Raw genomic sequence first — 17,720 nt, 5'->3', positions numbered from 1 at the left:
TCTTCCGGTGGCGGTCGGGCGCGGGCGCGGCGCTCAGCCGGTGGCCGCCAGCAGGGCTGGGCGGCCGCCGAGCGCCAGCGAGAACTGGTCGGTGACCTGGGCCAGGGCCTCGGCGGCGCCGGGCGCGACGGCCAGGGTGCCGTCGTCGCCCACGGTGATCTCCTTGTCCAGCGTGAACCAGCCGGGCGTGATGTGGGCGGGGCCCATGGAGCTCAGCACGGGACGCAGGGCGTAGTCGATGGCCAGGACGTGGGCGGTGGTGCCGCCGGTGGCCAGCGGCAGGACGGTCTTGCCCGCGAGCGCGTACTGCGGGAGCAGGTCCAGCAGCGACTTCAGCAGCCCGGAGTAGGCGGCCTTGTAGACGGGCGTGCCGATCACGACCCCGTCGGCGCGTTCGAACAGGGCGGCGGCCTCGACGATCGCCGGGTGCCGGAAGTCGGCTCCCAGCAGCGCCTCGGCGGGCAGGGTACGGACGTCCAGCGGGGTCACCTCGTGCCCCTGCGCGGTGAGCCGGGCGTCCAGATGACGCAGCAGCCGTGCGGTGCGGGAGGTGGCGGAGGGGCTGCCGGAGACGGACAGGATGGTGGCCATGCGGGGACCTTTCGGGAGGGTCGGTCAGAGGACCTTGGAGAGGAAGGCGCGGGTTCGTTCCTGCCGCGGGTTGTCCAGGACGGCCGCGGGCGGCCCCTGTTCCACGACGACTCCGCCGTCCATGAACACCACGGTGTCGGCCACCTCACGGGCGAAGCCGATCTCATGAGTCACGACGATCATGGTGGTGCCGGTGCCGGCCAAGTCCTTGATGACGTCGAGGACTTCACCGACCAGTTCCGGGTCCAGTGCCGAAGTGGGCTCGTCGAAGAGCAGCACCTTCGGTTCCAGGGCGAGGGCGCGGGCGATGGCCACGCGCTGCTGCTGGCCGCCGGAGAGCTGCCGGGGGTAGGCGTCGGCCTTGCCGGCGAGGCCGACCCGGTCGAGGAGGCGGCGGGCTGTCTCCTCCGCCTCCTTGCGCGGGCGGCGCAGCGCGGAGACGGGGGCCTCGACGACGTTCTCCAGCACGGTCAGATGGGGGAAGAGGTTGAAGTTCTGGAAGACGAACCCGATGGCGGTTCGCTGCCTGAGGACCTCCCGCTCCCTCAGCTCGTGGAGTTTCCCGTCCGAGCGGCGGTAGCCGATGAGCTCGCCGTCGATGCCGACCCAGCCGCGATCGACCTTCTCCAGGTGGTTGATGGTCCGCAGCAGCGTGGACTTCCCCGAGCCGGACGGGCCGAGGATCACGGTGACCTCACCGGCGCGGACCTGCAGGTCGACGCCGCGCAGTACGTCCAGCGGGCCGAAGCTCTTGTGGACGCCCCGGACGTCGACCATGACGTCACTCATGCTCGCGCCTCGGGCGGGTTGATCCGCGACGTCTCGATCGCGGAGGCGGAGGTGCCCCACTTCTTCAGGATCCGGGCGTAGGTGCCGTCCTTGATGAGCTCGTTGACGGCGGCCTGGAAGGCCTTGGTGAGCGGGGAGCCCTTCTTGAAGGCGAAGCCGACGTCGAGGCGGTGGAACTCCCCGAGGAAGGTGGTCTGCGACGCGGGCTGGGCCGCCTGGTAGCGCAGGCCGTTGATCGTCGACATGATCACGTCGATCCGGCCCTGCTGGAGCGCGGTCAGCGTCGCCGCGTTCTCCGAGTAGACCTTCACGTCGTACGGCTTCTTGCCCGCCTTGGCACACATGCCCTTCTGCGCGGTGAGGGTCGCCTCGAAGGTGGTGCCGGCGCCGGTGCCGATGGTGAGCCCGCACAGCTGGGTGAGGTCGGTGATCTTCGACTTGAGCGCGGTGTTGCCCTTCTTCACCGCGAAGCCCTGGCCGTCGTTGATGTAGGTGACGAAGTCGACGGTCCTGAGCCGCTCGGTGGTGACGCCGAAGTTGCCGGTGCCGACGTCGTACTTGCCGCTGCCGAGGGCGGGCAGGATCGTCTCGAAGGAGGCGTCCTGCCGCTCCAGTTCGACGCCGAGTACCTTGGCCACCGCGTCGGCGAGGTCGATGTCCTGCCCTGCGGGTGCCTTGTCGGTGCCCTTCGGGTAGTACGCCCCGGGCGGGAAGCCGATGGAGCTGCCGACCCGCAGCGTGCCCGCCTTGCGTACGTCGGCGGGCAGCAGGGCGGCGACGGAGTCCACCTTGTGTACGGCGGCGACCGGGTCGTCGGTCGGCGCGGGGGATGCCTGGGCGCCCGCGGGCGCGGTGCCGGTGGTGTCGCCGCTGCCGCAGGCCGTCAGCGTGAGCAGGGGCAGCGCCATGAGGAGGGCGGCGATGCGCAGGCGTGGTCTGATGCCGGGGACGTTCACAGCTCGGCGGCCTTTCCCGTGGGTGCTTCGGTGGTCAGGTGCTTCTCGAAGGGCAGCGGGCCGATGGTTTCCGGGTCGGCCGCCGTGTCGAAGAGCGGCGTGTATCCGGTGGCCAGGTACAGGCCGCGGGCCTCGGGCTGGCGCGGCCCGGTCGTCAGGTAGATACGCCGGTAGCCGCGTGTCCCCGCCTCGCGCTCCAGCTCGCCGAGGACGCGCCGGGCGAGGCCGCGCCGGCGGTGGGCGGAGTGCGTCCAGATCCGCTTCAGCTCGGCGGTGGTCGCGTCGTACCGGCGAAAGGCGCCGCCGGCCACGGACTCGCCGCGTTCCAGCAGGAGCAGAAGCAGGCCGCCGTGCGGTTCGGTGAACTCCTCGTCGGGGTAGCGGGAGATCTCGGCGTGCGCGTCCTTGCCGTAGCGCGTCGAGTACTCGTGGCCCAGTTCGCGCAGGAGGGGTCTGACCCGCGGATCGGACACGGGCAGCTGAATCACCGTCAGTTCGGGGGTGGTGGTCATCCGTTCACCGCCGCCAGGGTCTGCGTGCCGCGGGCCGCGCGTGCGGCGTCACGCTTGGCGACCTCCTCGCGGACGATGGGGATCACGTACCGGCCGAAGTCGATGGCGTCGTCCAGCAGGTCGTAGCCGCGTGCGGAGAGGATGTCGACGCCGAGGTCGTAGTAGTCGAGGAGCGCCCGGGCGACCGTCTCCGGGGTGCCGACCAGGGCGTTGGAGTTGCCCGCGCCGCCGGTCGCGGCGGCGGTCGGGGTCCACAGGGCGCGGTCGTAGCGCTCGCCCGCCTCGGCGATGGCGAGCAGCCGCTGCGAGCCGACGTTTTGAGGTGTTGCAGCCTGGGGCTGGGCGTGCCCGTTGTGGCGCTTGGTGATCGCCTCGCCGCGCTCCTTGCGGGCCTTGATCGCGCCGACCGTGCGGTGCGCCTTTTCCCAGGCCAGCTCCTCGGTCGGGGCGATGATCGGGCGGAACGCGACCTGGATGCGGGGCACGTCCGTGCGGCCCGCGGCCCTCGCGGCGGCCTTGACGTGCTCGATCTGCTCGGCCGTCTTCGCGAGGGGCTCGCCCCACAGGCAGTAGATGTCGGCCTCGGCGCCTCCGGCGGCGTACGCGGCAGGGGACGAGCCGCCGAACGAGACGTTGGGGCGCGGCTGTTGGACGGGGAAGACGTCGCTGACGAAGTCGTGGAAGCGGTAGTGCTCGCCCTGGTGGTCGAAGGGCTCGTGGGTGGTCCAGATCTTCTTGACGATCCGGATGTACTCGCGGGTGCGGGCGTAGCGCTCGTCCTTGGTGAGGGTGTCGCCCTCGCGGCGCTGTTCGTGGTCGTTGCCGCCGGTGATGAAGTGCACGGTCAGGCGGCCGTCGCTGATCCGGTCGAGGGTGGCGAAGGTCTTGGCGGCGAAGGTGGGGTAGGAGACGTTCGGCCGGTGGGCGAGCAGGATCCGGAGGCGCTCCAGCCTGCTCGCGATGTACGCGGCGGCCGGTGCGGGGTCCGGCGACCCGGAGCCGTAGGCGAACAGCACCCGGTCCCAGCCGTGGTCCTCGTGCGCCCGGGCCAGCCGGAGCGTGTACTCCTTGTCGAACGCGGCGCCGGAGCGCGGCGTGGTTTCGGAGCCGTCGTTGGTGGCGGCGATGCCGAGGAACTCCACGGGCATGGGCGTGGCCTTTCAGCAGATTGCGCGGCACGCAGGCACGGCTGAACGGCCTGGCGCCGGAGCAGGGGTGATGACTCGTCAGACGGACGAGTGAGTACGAGCGTGACGACGCCGGGCGTCGGAGGAGGCAGTGCGGCGGCAGCGCGCGTGAAGAGGGAGCTCGGCCCGCGACGGGGTCACCGAGGGAGGGAAGGGCCGGTCAGACGGCCCGCTGCCGAGTCAGGCGCAACACGCGGCCGACCACACCCGACCGAAGTCGATGTGATCGCGCGAGACCAAGCGCTGCTGGGCATTCATGCGACTAATTGAGCAGTACATCGTCCTTCCCGTCAAGCAGCGCCCGGATACCGGACCGCCTGGACGGGCGCCCGCCGACGCGCTGTTGACACGTCGATGCCGTGGGCACATACGATCGACGGCGGATCGGCTCCGCGATGAGCCTCTCCGGCCGCGTTGAGGGACGCGGCGAGCGTGACGACGCCAGGCCCCGGCCGCACCGTGGCCGCGCAGTGTCCGAACTGCGTTCCGCCGCGAGTGCCACCGGGGTTCACCCACGCCTGCGATTCCCTCCCCGGAGAGCCTCCCCATGGTCACGCCGTCCGATGTCACGTCCATCCCTGCCACAAAGACTGTGGAGCCACCCGACGCCACAGACGCGGACCTGCCCCGGATCGTGCCGCGCCGGCACACGGGCCGGTGGCTGACCGCCGCCGTGGCGCTGCTGCTCTTCGCGATGGTGGTCAACTCCGTCGTCCGCAACGACGCCTTCCAATGGAGCGTCGTGGGCAGCTACTTCACGACCCCAGCCGTGCTCGACGGGCTGCTGCTCTCCCTGTGGCTGACGGCCGTGGTGATGGTGCTCGGCTTCCTGCTGGGCACGGTGCTCGCGGTGATGCGACTGTCCGCCAACCCGGTGCTGCGCACGCTGAGCTGGGGCTATGTATGGATCTTCCGGTCCACGCCGCTGCTGGTGCAGCTGCTGTTCTGGTTCAACATCGGCGCCCTCTACCCGACGCTGGGCCTCGGCATCCCGTTCGGCCCGCAGTTCGTCACCGTCAAGACCGTCAATCTGCTCGGCCCCACCCTCACCGCCGTCATCGGTCTGACCCTGCACGAGACCGCCTACGCCGCCGAGGTGGTGCGCGGCGGCATCCTCTCCGTGGACTCCGGGCAGACCGAGGCCGCGCAGGCTCTCGGGCTGAGCAGACGCCGCACCCTGCGCCGGATCGTCGTCCCCCAGGCGATGCGCTCCATCGTGCCGACCGCCGGGAACATGCTGATCGGCACCCTCAAGGGCACCAGCATCGTCAGCGTGCTGGCGGTGCACGACCTGCTGTACTCGGTGCAGCTGATCTACAACCAGACCTACCAGGTCATCCCGCTGCTGATGGTCGCCACCCTCTGGTACATCGCGGTCACGACGGTGCTCAGCGCCGGTCAGTTCTACGTCGAGCGGTACTACGCGCGCGGCAACTCCCGTGCTCTGCCGCCCACTCCGCTGCAACGGGTGCGCGGTCGCCTGAGCGCCGTACGCCACCGGCTGAGCGCGGCGACGGCCGCCGACGCCCGCCCGGTGATCGGCGGTGACCGGTGAGCACCGCCCCTTCCCCTGCCGTCCTGGTCGTCGTCGGCGCGGGACCGCGCGCCACGGGCCTGCTGGAGCGGATCGCCGCCAACGCGTCCGAACTGTGGGACGGGTCACGGCAGTTGCGCATCAACCTGGTCGATCCGCACCCGCCCGGCCCTGGACGCGTCTGGCGGCACGAGCAGTCCGCGCTGCTGCGGATGAACTCCATGGCCGAGGACGTCACGATGTTCACCGACGAGTCGTCCACCATCGACGGCCCGGTACGCCCCGGCCCCTCACTGGCCGAGTGGGCGGCCCAGTTCTCGGGCCGGGGGCCGCGTCACACTCCGTACGCCGAGCCCGCCGACCCGGAGGTGCTCGCCGAACTGCGCTCGCTCGACGGGGCCGACTTTCCCAGCCGCCGTGCCCAGAGCGCCTATCTGGACTGGGTGTTCCGCCGGGCGCTGGCCGAGCTGCCGCCCTCGGTGACCGTCGAGTGGCACCGCACCACCGCGACCGCCGTCACCGGCCCCGCGGACGGCCCGCAGCAGGTGCACCTGGCCGACCGCGCCACGCCGCTCACCGCCGACCTGGTCGTCCTCGCCCAGGGACACATCGGCGCCACCCCCGGCACCGAGCACCGGGACCACGCCGACTTCGCGCGCCGGCACGGCCGCTTCCATCTGCCGCCGGAGTTCTCCGCCGACGCCGACCTGACCGGGCTCCGGCCCGGCGAACACGTCCTCCTGCGCGGCTTCGGGCTGGCCTTCGTCGACCTGATGACCCTGCTCACCGAGGGCCGGGGCGGCGCCTTCCGCACCGAGGCCGACGGCACCCTCACCTACCTGCCGTCCGGCCGCGAGCCCGTCCTCCACGTCGGATCGCGGCGGGGAGTGCCGTACCACTCCAAGACCCGCTACCGCCTCCAGGGCCCCCGGCCTCCGCTGCCGCGCCACTTCGGCCCCGAGGCGGTCGACACGCTGCTCGCCGAGGGCCGCCCGCTGGACCTGCGGCACGATGTGTGGCCGCTGATGGCCAAGGAGATCGGCTTCGGCCACTACCACGAGCTCTTCCACGCCCACCCGGAGCGCACGGCGCTCCCCTGGCCGGAGTTCGTCGCCGCCTACGACCGCCTGGACTGGTACGACGACGAGATGACCGCCCTCGTCGCCAGGGCCGTACCCGACCCGGCGGACCGCCTGGACTTCGAGACCCCGGACCACCCCTTGGACGGCCTCGCGTTCCCGACGCCGGAGGTCTTCCAGGACCGTCTGCGCGAGCACGTCGCCCAGGACGTCGCCCGCCGCGAGGATCCGGAGTTCAGCGCCGACCTCGGGGCGTTTCTCGCCCTGCTCTCCGTCTACGGTCAGCTGCCGCGTCTGGTCGCCGTGGGGCGGCTCACCGCACGGTCCGTCGCCGAGCAGCTCGACGGCTGGTGGCACGGCTTCTTCAGCTTCCTCGCCTCCGGGCCGCCCGGCTTCCGCCTGCGCCGGCTCCTCGCCCTCTCCCGGGCCGGGGTCGTCCGCTTCGTGGGCGCCGGCCTGCGCATCGGCACCGACGAGACGACCGGTACCTTCACCGCGACCAGCCCCACCGTCCCCGGTCACACCGTCCACGCCACGGCACTCATCGAGGCGTATCTGCCTCGCCCCTCCCTCGACCGCACCGAGGACCCCCTCCTGCGCGACCTGCACGGAACCGGCGCCCTCACCGAGGAGGTCATCGCCGACCCGACCCACACCCACCGCTCGGGCCTGCTCGCCGTCTCCCCAGCGGACGGGCACGTCGTCGATCCCTCCCTCGGCGGCCCTCACCCCCGCCGCATCGCCCTCGGCGCCCCCACCAACAGCCGGGCCGTGGCCGCCTTCGCCCGCCCTCGCACCGACGCCCCCGCCTTCCGCCAGAACGACGCGGTGGCCCGGGCGCTGCTGCGCACCCTTGGTTCCGCACCTTCTTCCGAATACCGCGCTAGCTGCCAGTTCTCACATAGAGAGATCGCAGCGTCCAAAATATGAACAACCCCTTGGGGTGGACGCAAGCTTCTGCCACGATCCCCATCAACCAGGTAGGAAAACTAGGAATCTGTGGGGTGGGGTCGTCATGCGCACGCGCAACAGCACGCACCTTCTGCTCCCCCTCCTGACCTCGCGCCGCCACATCGACTTCGGCCATACGTCCAGCGCCATCTGTCGGCTCGTCTGAGACTCCCCGCGCACCCCGCACGAACCCCCCACACCGCTGCGCCCCCTGCCGTCCCGCCGGGACGGCGGGCGAGTGGTGTGCCGGTGTGCGCCGACAAGCTCCGCGCCTGTCCCGCTGTACCTCCCTGAACGCCCTTCCCCTGAGAGGACACCTCTGTGTCTGCCGCAAGACCGCTCACCACCCTGCGCACCTTCGCCGTCCTCGCGGCGCTCCCCCTGCTGCTGACCGCCTGCGGCTACGGCGCCGAGTCCACCGACGACGGCAAGCAGACGGAGGTCGCGGCGGGCGCCAAGAAGCTCTCCGCCGACGAGGTGAAGATCGGCTACTTCCCCAACCTCACACACGCCACCGCTCTGGTGGGCATCCAGGAGGGCCTGTTCCAGAAGGAGCTCGGCGGCACCGAGATCACGCCGTCGACGTTCAACGCCGGTCCTTCGGAGATCGAGGCGCTGAACTCCGGTTCCATCGACATCGGCTGGATCGGCCCCTCCCCCTCCATCAACGGCTACACCAAGGCGGCCGGGAAGAACCTGCGCATCATCTCCGGTTCGGCGTCGGGCGGCGTGAAACTCGTCGTCAACCCGGACAAGATCAAGTCCCTGAAGGACGTCAAGGGCAAGAAGATCGCCACGCCGCAGCTCGGCAACACCCAGGACGTCGCGCTGCTCAACTGGATCTCCGAGCAGGGCTGGAAGGTCGACGCGGAGAGCGGCAAGGGCGATGTCTCCGTGGTCCGCACCGACAACAAGATCACCCCGGACGCCTACGAGTCCGGTTCGATCGACGGTGCCTGGGTGCCCGAGCCCACTGCGTCCAAGCTGGTCGCCGAGGGCGCCAAGGTGCTCCTCGACGAGGCCGACCTGTGGCCCGACAAGAAGTTCGTGATCACGAACATCATCGTCCGGCAGGACTTCCTCAAGGACCACCCGGACGTCGTCGAGGCCGTGCTGCGCGGCTCGGTGAAGACCAACGAGTGGATCAACGCCAACCCGGACAAGGCCAAGGCCTCCGCCAACGAGGCGCTGAAGGCGGAGTCCGGCAAGGCCCTGCCCGCCGAGGTCATCGACCCGGCCTGGAAGTCGATCACCTTCCTGGACGACCCGCTGGCCGCCACCCTCGACACCGAGGCGCAGCACGCGGTCAAGGCCGGCCTGCTGGAGAAGCCCGACCTGAAGGGCATCTACGACCTCGCCCCGCTCAACAAGGTCCTCAAGGCCGAGGGCAAGGACGAGGTCGACGACGCCGGTCTCGGCGTGAAGTAACGAGCACCGCACCCGACGAGTCCCCAGGAGATGACGACCATGGCCACGACGACGGCCACGACCGCCAAGGTCGCGGAGGACGCCCCGGCGGTGACGTACGCCGCCCGGATCGAGCACGTCTCGAAGTCCTTCCCGGCACCGGGCACGCCCGGCGGGCAGCAACTCGTGCTGGACGACATCACGCTCGATGTCGCACCCGGCGAGTTCGTCACCCTCCTGGGGGCCTCCGGCTGCGGCAAGTCCACGCTGCTCAACCTGGTCGCAGGCCTCGACCTGCCGTCCGCCGGCTCGATCGGCACGGACGGCCGACCCGCCCTGATGTTCCAGGAACACGCGCTGTTCCCGTGGCTGACCGCGGGCAAGAACGTCGAACTCGCCCTGAAACTCAGGGGAGTTCCCAAGTCCGATCGCCGTCCGGAGGCGGAACGGCTGCTGGACCTCGTCCGGCTGCAGGGCGCGTACGGCAAGCGGGTGCACGAACTGTCGGGCGGTATGCGCCAGCGCGTCGCCCTGGCCCGGGCGCTGGCCCAGGACAGCCGGCTGCTGCTGATGGACGAGCCGTTCGCCGCGCTGGACGCGATCACCCGGGACGTGCTGCACGACGAACTGACCCGTATCTGGCGGGAAACGGGACTGTCGGTGCTGTTCGTGACGCACAACGTGCGCGAGGCGGTGCGGCTCGCCCAGCGGGTCGTCCTGCTGTCCTCGCGCCCGGGCCGTATCGCCCGACAGTGGACGGTCGGCCTGCCGCATCCGCGTCGCCTCGAGGACACCGCGGTCGCCGAGTTGTCCGTCGAGATCACCGAAGAACTGCGTGGGGAGATCCGCCGCCATGGCCAGCACTGACAACCCCGTCGACACCGAGGCCGTCGACATCAAGAAAAACAGCGCCGAGGATCTGGCGGGGCTGGAGGCGGGGCTCGACGCACTGGACTCGGTGCAGGTCGGCCGTACGCCGCTGCGCGAGACCCTGGTCCGCAAGGTGCTGCCGCCCGTCACCGCCGTCGCGCTGGTGCTGGTGGTCTGGCAACTGCTGGTGTGGGCCGAGGTCGCGCCCGCCTACAAGCTGGCCTCGCCGGCCGACGTGTGGGGCGAGGTGCGCGAGGCCTGGCTCCAGGGAACGCTCCTCGACTACATCTGGACGTCCGTCTCACGCGGTCTGCTCGGCTTCCTGATGGCACTCGCCATCGGTACGCCGCTCGGCCTGCTGGTCGCCCGGGTGGCGTTCGTCCGGGCGGCCATCGGCCCGATCCTGTCCGGTCTGCAGTCGCTGCCGTCGGTGGCCTGGGTGCCGCCCGCCGTGATCTGGCTGGGTCTGAACGACTCGATGATGTACGCCGTGATCCTGCTCGGAGCGGTCCCCTCCATCGCCAACGGCCTCGTCGCGGGCATCGACCAGATCCCGCCGCTGTTCCTGCGCGCCGGGCGCACCCTGGGCGCGACCGGGCTGCGCGAGGCCTGGCACATCGTGATGCCGGGGGCGCTGCCCGGCTATCTGGCGGGCCTGAAGCAGGGCTGGGCCTTCTCCTGGCGCTCGCTGATGGCCGCCGAGATCATCGCCTCCTCGCCCGATCTCGGCGTCGGTCTGGGCCAGTTGCTGGAGAACGGCCGCAACAACAGCAGCATGCCGCAGGTGTTCCTGGCGATCTTCCTGATCCTGCTCGTCGGCATCGCCATCGACCTGCTGATCTTCAGCCCGGTGGAGCGGCGGGTGCTGCGGGGGCGGGGGCTGCTGGTCACTCGCTGACGGCCGGACGTGATGGGCCGCGCTCCGGTGGGAGCGCGACGGAGGCCGCCCTTCTCCTCACCGAGACGGGCGGCCTCTTGCTTCAGGGTGCGGTGCTTCAAGGTGCGTGCTTCAGGGCTGTCCGCCCCGCTCCAGGGGGATCTTCTCGCCTGCCTCGATCGCGACGGGCAGCCGGTTCTCGGCCGGCGGCAGCGGGCAGGTCGCCAGGTCCGTGTAGGCGCAGGGCAGGTTGCCGGCTCGGTTGAAGTCGAGGGTCACCCGCCCCTCGGCGTCCGGGGCGGCGATCTGCAGCGAACGGTTCGCCGCGTACGTCGTCACGCCGGACGTCCTGTCGGTGAACAGCACCATCAGGCTGCCCGGGGTGCTGCCGTTGAACGCGGTGAGCCGGTGCACCGCACCGCCCAGCTCGAACTCGACCTGCCCCGGGGAGTCGTAGACGTGCTCCAGCCCCTCCACCGCGGCCCCGACCGTCACCGCCCGCGGCTCCTCGAACGCCAGGAAACGGCCCGGGCGCACCCAGCGCGGGTCCGGGGCGTAGGCGGGGGTGCGGGTGAAGGACGTACGCAGCTCGTTGTCCGGGTGGCGGGGCCGCAGGATGTCGTGGCCGCCGCGCTTGGCGATCTCGATCACGGCGTCACCGGCGGCGACGTACCGGCTGTCCCGCTCGGCGATGACCCCGAAGCCGTGCCGCCCGTGCACCACAGTGCCGTCGACGGTCAGTTCCTCGCCGTCGGCCAGTTCGACCACCACGCCCTCGGCGGTGGTCGACCACGCCCCGGGCGCGTCCTCGAAGCGGGCCGGCTCCGCGCTCAGCCAGTGCAGGCCGGTGATCGCGAGGAAGCCGTGCGGGCCGGAGAGAACCTCCTCCTTCCGCCGGTGCCACTGCTCCCACGCCTCGGTGAAGCTCTGCCGTTCGACGTCCTGGACGGTCATCTGCACTCCCTGTCACGGGGCTTGGGGGCCGACCCTTGTTCCTTCCACAACAGCTGCGGCCTCGCAGTTCATCCCGGTCCCGGCCTCTCCGGGGACCTGCCTCGGCTGCGCTTGACACTCACAGGGGCGAACGACGTACGTTGAACCGCAAGATCCGGACGGGTGGAGGCCCACGATGCAGGTACCTGGTGCTGCGCCGCACAGTGCGGGCACGGGTACGCGGCTGATCACCCGGCGGCACGTCGACTACTGCCGCACCTCGTCCGCGGTCTGTCCTCGTTCGGCACGCGTCTGAATCCTGCCGTTTCGCACGGCCGGCTGTCTCAGCGTGTCTTTCTCACGAAGCGGTATGTCACTACCCTGCCGCGGGCCGAGTTCGCCTCGGTCGTCATGTGGACCTGTGTGGCACATCACCACATGTGCCGTCACAGCGAGAACCGCTGATCCGGCTCTCTCCTCCCGCACCTTTCACAAAAAGGGACGCCATCCATGTCTCAGCTCACCTCTCTTCCGGTGATCGACCTGTCCGCCCTCGACCGCGACGCGCTCCACAGAGCCGCCCGCGACGTCGGCTTCTTCCAGCTGGTCGGCCATGGCATCACCCCCGCCGAGCAGGCCCGGCTGCTCGGCACCGCACGCGCGTTCTTCGCCCTCCCCGAGCCCGACCGGCACGTGATCGACAACCTCAACTCCCCCCACTTCCGCGGCTACACGCGGATCGGCAACGAGCACACCCAGGGCCACCGTGACTGGCGCGACCAGCTCGACATCAGCAACGAGCTGCCGCCGCACGTGCCCGCGACGGACGAGCCCGCCTACTGGTGGCTGGAGGGACCGAACCAGTGGCCGCCGGCACTCCCCTCGCTCCGCGAGGTCGCGCTGGACTGGATGGCCCGGCTCAGCTCGGTCGCACACCGCCTGCTGCACGAGCTGCTCGGCGCGATCGGCGGCCCCGAGGACTTCTACGACGACGCCTTCTCCGGCAACCCGCGCAACCACCTGAAGCTGATCCGCTACCCGGGACGCGCCCCGGAGGGCGACGACCAGGGGGTGGGCGTACACAAGGACTACGGGTTCCTGACCCTGCTCCTGACGGACGAGGTGCCCGGCCTCCAGGTGGAGTCGGCGGGCGGCTTCATCGACGTGCCCCATCTGCCGGGAGCATTCGTGGTGAACCTGGGCGAGCTGCTGGAAGTGGCCACGAACGGCTACCTGAAGGCCACGAACCACCGCGTGATCTCCCCGCCGGGCGCCCGCGAGCGCTACTCCGCGCCGTTCTTCTACAACCCGCGCCTGGACGCCCACATCTCCCCGCTCCCCTTCCCCGGCGCGTCCGACGCGACGGGTGTCACCGACGACCCGGTCAACCCGCTGTACGCGGAGTTCGGCTGGAACGAACTCAAGGGCTGGGTGCGCGCCCACCCCGAGGTGGTGAAGAAGCACCACCCCGAGCTGGCGATCGACTGACCTTCACGCGGGTGCCGCGGAGTGTCAGCGGGCGGTCAGGAGCGGTCCCGCGTTCTGCAGGACGTACCGGGCCACGTGCTTGCCGAGCGCGATGCCCGCCTCGTCGGCCGAGCGGGTGTGGATGCCCGAGAAGACCCGGGCGTCGACGTTCTCGTCCGAGAGCTGCTTCCAGGTGGTGTACGTCCGGGTCACGCCGGGCGCGGTGGGGCTGGTCAGGTCGAACGGGGCGGTGCGCGGCCCGGCCAGTGCGGCCAGTACGGTCTCCGCCGCGCCCGAGTAGGTGTTGTGGCCGCTCGGGTAGTCCGGATGCGCCGGGGTGGTGTGCAGCGGCGTCCAGTTCGGGTCGGGGTCGATGGTGCCGGTGCGGATCGCGGTCACGGGACGCCACCGCTCGTGGGCGTACTTGCTGTCGGCGGTCGCGATCTGCGTGTCCACCAGAGCGACGTGGAAGAGCGCGACCAGCCGCGCCTGCCCGGCGATGCCCTGGTCCGTGCGGGAGAGCGCCACGCGCAGGGGCTCGGTGTAGAGGGTGAGGGAGGAGCCGAGCCAGAAGGTGGCCGTCTCGGTCTGCCGGGCGCTGCGCGCCGTGCTGTCGGCGGCTCCGTACGCGCGCACCTCCGCGAGGTCGGCGGCGTAGCGCCGGGAGTCCAGGGCGGGCGGCGGGCCCAGCCGGAACTGGCTCGGCGTCCTCAGCAGGAAGGGCTCGGCGAGCCCGTTGCCGTACTGGGCCGCCGGGGCGTAGGCGGGCGGCGTCGGCTGCCACACGCCGGGGGCCGCGGGCTTGACTGCGTACGGCGCGTTGACCGAGGTGGGGTCCAGCCCGTCGCCCTGCCTCGACTTGAGGACGAGGTCGGCCTGCCGCTCCCCCGCCGCTACGCCGCGGTCCTCGGCCGGACCGTCGGGGATCACGTCGAGAGTCTCCTCGAACGTCGCGTCGAGCTGCTCCGCGCGGCTGGGGGCCAGCGTCACCAGCGCACGGTGCACGGCGCCGGCGAGGGCCGCCTCCTGATACGGGCCGCGCTCGACGCCCGTCGGCACGGTCCGGGTGGCCCGGGCCGCGGCGAGCCAACTGATCGCCCAGGTACGGCTGTTGGTGATCTGGGTGGACGCTCCCGCCGTCGCGACGGTGTCGGCGGTTGCGTCGTACCAGGCGAGTGCCGTGGAGGTACGGCCGGCCGCGGAGGCCTGCGGAACCGCGACGGACGCGGACAGCAGGGCCGCCGCGCCCAGGACGACGAGAGCGGGACGGGTTCTGGAAGAACGCACAGTTCTCCTACGGTTTCGGTGAGGTGGGTGACGCGGCGGCCGCGCATTCGGGGGCGCGCGGCGGCGTGCTCCGCGTGATCTTCCGGGGACTCCTGGCCTTCGGCGGTGTCCTGGTCGGGTCAGCTACACACCGCGGTGGCGACGCGCATCAGAGCAATGGCCCGCCGTATGCGAAGGGGTTCGAAGATCCGCATGGAGCCGAACCTAACGGCAGGTCAAAACGCGGTCAACCCGGACCAGTTCGCTCAATCGACCCTGCAACGACACATTCGCGGGCATGCCATGTGCCCGTTACACATCACGAGCGCTTCGGCGACTGGATCCACCCCAGGGACCGTTCGACGGCCCGCTTCCAGCTGGCGTATTCCCACTCCCGCCGCTCTGGGTCCATGTCCGGCAGCCACTGGGCGGCCATGTGCCAGTTGCGGCGCAGGACCTTCAGGTCCGGCCAGTAGCCGGCCGCGAGACCGGCGGCGTAGGCGGCGCCGAGCGACACCGTCTCGTGGACGAGGGGCCGTACGACGGGAACGTCCAGCACGTCGGCCAGGATCTGCATGAGGAGGTGGTCGGACGTCATGCCGCCGTCCACCTTGAGCTGTTTCAGGGCGAGCGCGGAGTCGGCGTTCATGGCGTCGACGACCTCCCGGGTCTGCCAGCCGGTGGCCTCCAGGACGGCGCGGGCCAGGTGGCCCTTGGTGATGTACGACGTGAGGCCGACGATGACGCCGCGGGCGTCGCTGCGCCAGTGCGGGGCGAACAGGCCGGAGAAGGCGGGGACGATGTAGCAGCCGCCGTTGTCCTCGACGGTGCGCGCCAGCGTCTCGATCTCGGGTGCGCTGTGGATCAGGCCCAGCCGGTCGCGGAACCACTGGACCAGCGAGCCGGTGACGGCGATCGGGCCTTCCAGCGCGTAGACCGTGGGCCGGCCCGCGATCTTGTACGCGACCGTGGTGAGGAGCCCGTGCTGGGACCGTACGAGGTCGGTGCCGGTGTTCATCACCAGGAAGCTGCCGGTGCCGTAGGTGCACTTCGCCTCGCCCGGCGAGAAGCAGGTCTGGCCGAACAGGGCCGCCTGCTGGTCGCCGAGGGCCGCTGTGATGCGCACGCCGGGGAGCAGCGCGCGGGCCTCGCCGTAGCTCTCGGCCGAGGACCGGATCTCCGGCAGCATCGCGCGCGGCACCCCGAAGAAGTCCATGAGCGACTGGTCCCAGGTCAGTGTCCGGATGTCCATGAGCATGGTGCGGCTGGCGTTGGTGGCGTCGGTGATGTGCAGGCCGCCGTCCGTGCCGCCGGTGAGGTTCCAGATCAGCCAGCTCTCCATCGTGCCGAAGAGCACCTCGCCGTCCCGGGCGCGTCGCTCCAGCCCTTCGACGTTGTCGAACAGCCAGCGCAGGCGGGGCGCGGAGAAGTAGGTCGACGGAGGCAGGCAGCAGTGTTCGAGGAAGAACTCGTCTCCCGGGTCCTTCCTCAGTTCCTCGACGAGCGGTGCGGTGCGCGTGTCCTGCCAGACGATGGCCCGGCCCAAGGGGACGCCCGTGCGCGGATCCCAGAGCACCGACGTCTCGCGCTGGTTGGCGATCCCGATGGCGGAGATCTGCCCGGCGTCGATGCCCGCGTTGGAGAGCGCCTCGGGGACGACGCGCTGGAGGTTGCGCCAGATCTCGACGGCGTCGTGCTCGACCCAGCCGGGCCGGGGGAAGTACTGCTGGTGTTCCCGCTGGGCGACCGCCGCCAGCCGCCCGCCGTGGTCGAACAGGATGCATCGGGTGGAGGTGGTGCCCTGGTCGATGGACATCACATACCGGTCAACCATGATCGGCCCTGCCTTCCGATGTGTCGCGGAGGTGCCGGTGGCCTACCAGCGGGCCGCGCCCAGGTCTCTGGAGATAGCGCGTGCCGCCTCCCGCAGCACGGTGATCAGGGCCGGTTGGGGCCGGCCTTTGGTGTCGCAGATCCGCTCGACGGCGCCTGACACGCCGATCGCGCCCACCACGAGGCCGCCCTGTCCCCGGATCGGCGCGGCGATGCCGGCTTCGCCCATGCTCATCTCCTGCACTTCGGCGCCCCAGCCCAGGTCCCGGATCTCGCCGAGCGCCCGGTTGAGCTCGTCCGGGTGGACCAGGGTGTGCCGCGTGTATGCCTCCGGTGCGTCCTCCAGCAAGGGGTCGACGGGCGTGGCCCCGAAGGCCAGCAGGACCTTGCCGAGCGAGGAGGCGTGCAGCGGCAGCAGCGCGCCGACGTCCAGGGTCTGGAGGGTGTCGTCCGGCCGGAAGACGTGGTGGATGACGAGCACCCTGCCCTCCAGAGGCGTGCCCAGGCGTACGGCCTCCCCGCTGCGGGCGGCCAGGGCGTCGGCCCAGTTGATGGAGCGCGACCGCAGTTCGTTGACGTCGAGATAACTGGTGCCGAGGTGCAGCAGGGCCGCCCCGAGCTGGTATTTCCCGGTCGCCGGGTCCTGTTCCACGAAGTCGACGTGTTGCAGGGTGCGCAGGATTCCGTGGGCGGTGCCCTTGGCGAGCCCGAGCGACGAGGCCACCTCTCCGAGCCCCAGCCGACGGGATCCACTGGCGAGCAGGCGGAGGATCGCCGCCGCCCGCTCGATGGACTGGACTGGGCCGGCCATGAAGCGATGGTAGTCCGGCTTTTCCTGACATGGGACTCTCGTTCGGTAATGCCGACCCATGTTCGTTGACCGCTCACATTTCGGTCCTTAGCGTTTCCTCACGTCCGGCCTGCGACCGGCACGGCTTCCCTGAGGAGGAGGACACATGATCACAGCGCAGCTCGACGCCGCGCCTCGCGGGGAAGTCGAACACGTCTTTACGCTGCCGCACACCCCCGGAGCCGTCTCGGCCCTGCGTCGCCGCATACGCACGGTCCTCGCCGACTGGCACCTGGCCGCGGACATCGCCGAAGACATCCTGCTGGTCGCCTCGGAGCTGCTCACCAACGCCGTCGTCCACGCCCTGCCCCCGGCGACCCTGAGCCTCTCGCGGAGCCATGCGGAGACCTTCGGGGCCGTACGCGTCGAAGTGACCGACATGGGGCCCGCGAGCCCGGCAGGCCCCCCGACTTCCGCTCCCGACCCGGACGAGCACGGCCGGGGCCTCGGCATCGTCACGACGCTGGCGTCCCGGTGCGGCATTCATGTCCACCCCGGCGGGACCAGCCGGTGGGCGGAGCTGCGGTTCGGGCAGGGCTGAGGGGAACCGTCTCCCCGTCGAACGGCCCAGCGAAAAAGGGCCCTCACAGGCTCTCGCCTGCGAAGACCCTTCACACC

General features: G+C 70.8%; 16 protein-coding genes. 7 read left to right on the top strand and 9 right to left on the bottom strand.

The window, feature by feature from the left end; translation table 11 throughout:
- Positions 1 to 33: 33 nt before the first annotated feature.
- From ssuE to ACZ7L6_RS03280, 5 genes are read right to left on the bottom strand one after another with little or no spacing between them, the layout of a single operon-like run.
- Positions 34 to 591 (bottom strand): NADPH-dependent FMN reductase, encoded by a 558-nt coding sequence (ssuE, locus tag ACZ7L6_RS03300; RefSeq protein WP_471920229.1) that lies wholly within the window; start codon positions 589 to 591, stop codon positions 34 to 36.
- 24 nt (positions 592 to 615) lie between these two features.
- Positions 616 to 1,380: an amino acid ABC transporter ATP-binding protein gene (locus ACZ7L6_RS03295; protein WP_471920228.1), complete on the bottom strand. Its 765-nt coding sequence runs from the start codon at positions 1,378 to 1,380 to the stop codon at positions 616 to 618.
- On the bottom strand, positions 1,377 to 2,288 hold the full coding sequence (locus ACZ7L6_RS03290; protein ID WP_471920600.1) for an ABC transporter substrate-binding protein: 912 nt from the start codon (positions 2,286 to 2,288) through the stop codon (positions 1,377 to 1,379). The genes ACZ7L6_RS03295 and ACZ7L6_RS03290 overlap by 4 nt, the downstream gene beginning before the upstream one ends.
- A gap of 44 nt (positions 2,289 to 2,332) precedes the next feature.
- Positions 2,333 to 2,848 (bottom strand): GNAT family N-acetyltransferase, encoded by a 516-nt coding sequence (locus ACZ7L6_RS03285; protein ID WP_471920227.1) that lies wholly within the window; start codon positions 2,846 to 2,848, stop codon positions 2,333 to 2,335.
- Positions 2,845 to 3,996, bottom strand: a complete 1,152-nt coding sequence (locus tag ACZ7L6_RS03280; protein WP_471920226.1) for an LLM class flavin-dependent oxidoreductase — start codon at positions 3,994 to 3,996, stop codon at positions 2,845 to 2,847. Before ACZ7L6_RS03280 ends, ACZ7L6_RS03285 begins: the two co-directional genes overlap by 4 nt.
- Positions 3,997 to 4,582: 586 nt before the next feature.
- Here ACZ7L6_RS03280 and ACZ7L6_RS03275 point away from each other — a divergent pair.
- From ACZ7L6_RS03275 to ACZ7L6_RS03255, 5 genes are all read left to right on the top strand, one after another.
- Positions 4,583 to 5,590, top strand: coding sequence for an amino acid ABC transporter permease (locus ACZ7L6_RS03275; RefSeq protein ID WP_471920225.1), 1,008 nt, complete (start codon positions 4,583 to 4,585; stop codon positions 5,588 to 5,590).
- Positions 5,587 to 7,578 carry an FAD/NAD(P)-binding protein gene (locus tag ACZ7L6_RS03270; RefSeq protein WP_471920224.1) on the top strand — a complete coding sequence of 664 codons (1,992 nt, stop codon included), beginning with the start codon at positions 5,587 to 5,589 and terminating at the stop codon, positions 7,576 to 7,578. The genes ACZ7L6_RS03275 and ACZ7L6_RS03270 overlap by 4 nt, the downstream gene beginning before the upstream one ends.
- A 342-nt stretch (positions 7,579 to 7,920) precedes the next feature.
- Positions 7,921 to 9,027: an ABC transporter substrate-binding protein gene (locus ACZ7L6_RS03265; RefSeq protein ID WP_471920223.1), complete on the top strand. Its 1,107-nt coding sequence runs from the start codon at positions 7,921 to 7,923 to the stop codon at positions 9,025 to 9,027.
- Between the two features lie 30 nt (positions 9,028 to 9,057).
- Complete coding sequence (locus ACZ7L6_RS03260) at positions 9,058 to 9,873, top strand: ABC transporter ATP-binding protein (protein WP_471920222.1); 816 nt, start codon at positions 9,058 to 9,060, stop codon at positions 9,871 to 9,873.
- Positions 9,860 to 10,774 (top strand): ABC transporter permease, encoded by a 915-nt coding sequence (locus ACZ7L6_RS03255; protein ID WP_471920221.1) that lies wholly within the window; start codon positions 9,860 to 9,862, stop codon positions 10,772 to 10,774. Before ACZ7L6_RS03260 ends, ACZ7L6_RS03255 begins: the two co-directional genes overlap by 14 nt.
- A gap of 111 nt (positions 10,775 to 10,885) precedes the next feature.
- On the opposite strand, the gene ACZ7L6_RS03250 is transcribed toward ACZ7L6_RS03255, so the two are convergent.
- Positions 10,886 to 11,707, bottom strand: a complete 822-nt coding sequence (locus tag ACZ7L6_RS03250) for a DUF1684 domain-containing protein (RefSeq protein WP_471920220.1) — start codon at positions 11,705 to 11,707, stop codon at positions 10,886 to 10,888.
- A gap of 489 nt (positions 11,708 to 12,196) precedes the next feature.
- Between ACZ7L6_RS03250 and ACZ7L6_RS03245 the strand changes: the two genes are divergently transcribed.
- Positions 12,197 to 13,174: an isopenicillin N synthase family dioxygenase gene (locus ACZ7L6_RS03245; RefSeq protein ID WP_471920219.1), complete on the top strand. Its 978-nt coding sequence runs from the start codon at positions 12,197 to 12,199 to the stop codon at positions 13,172 to 13,174.
- 24 nt (positions 13,175 to 13,198) lie between these two features.
- Here ACZ7L6_RS03245 and ACZ7L6_RS03240 read toward each other — a convergent pair whose 3' ends face one another.
- From ACZ7L6_RS03240 to ACZ7L6_RS03230, 3 genes are all read right to left on the bottom strand, one after another.
- Positions 13,199 to 14,440: a vanadium-dependent haloperoxidase gene (locus ACZ7L6_RS03240; protein ID WP_471920218.1), complete on the bottom strand. Its 1,242-nt coding sequence runs from the start codon at positions 14,438 to 14,440 to the stop codon at positions 13,199 to 13,201.
- 298 nt (positions 14,441 to 14,738) lie between these two features.
- On the bottom strand, positions 14,739 to 16,253 hold the full coding sequence (gene glpK, locus ACZ7L6_RS03235; protein WP_471920217.1) for a glycerol kinase GlpK: 1,515 nt from the start codon (positions 16,251 to 16,253) through the stop codon (positions 14,739 to 14,741).
- Positions 16,254 to 16,295: 42 nt separating this feature from the next.
- Positions 16,296 to 17,063: an IclR family transcriptional regulator gene (locus ACZ7L6_RS03230; RefSeq protein WP_471920216.1), complete on the bottom strand. Its 768-nt coding sequence runs from the start codon at positions 17,061 to 17,063 to the stop codon at positions 16,296 to 16,298.
- Positions 17,064 to 17,208: 145 nt separating this feature from the next.
- Between ACZ7L6_RS03230 and ACZ7L6_RS03225 the strand changes: the two genes are divergently transcribed.
- Positions 17,209 to 17,643, top strand: coding sequence for an ATP-binding protein (locus ACZ7L6_RS03225; RefSeq protein WP_471920215.1), 435 nt, complete (start codon positions 17,209 to 17,211; stop codon positions 17,641 to 17,643).
- The last annotated feature ends 77 nt before the right edge of the window (positions 17,644 to 17,720 follow it).

The sequence above is a fragment of the Streptomyces sp. NPDC107522 genome, assembly GCF_055657525.1.
This window is presented reverse-complemented; position numbering and strand designations above follow the sequence as displayed.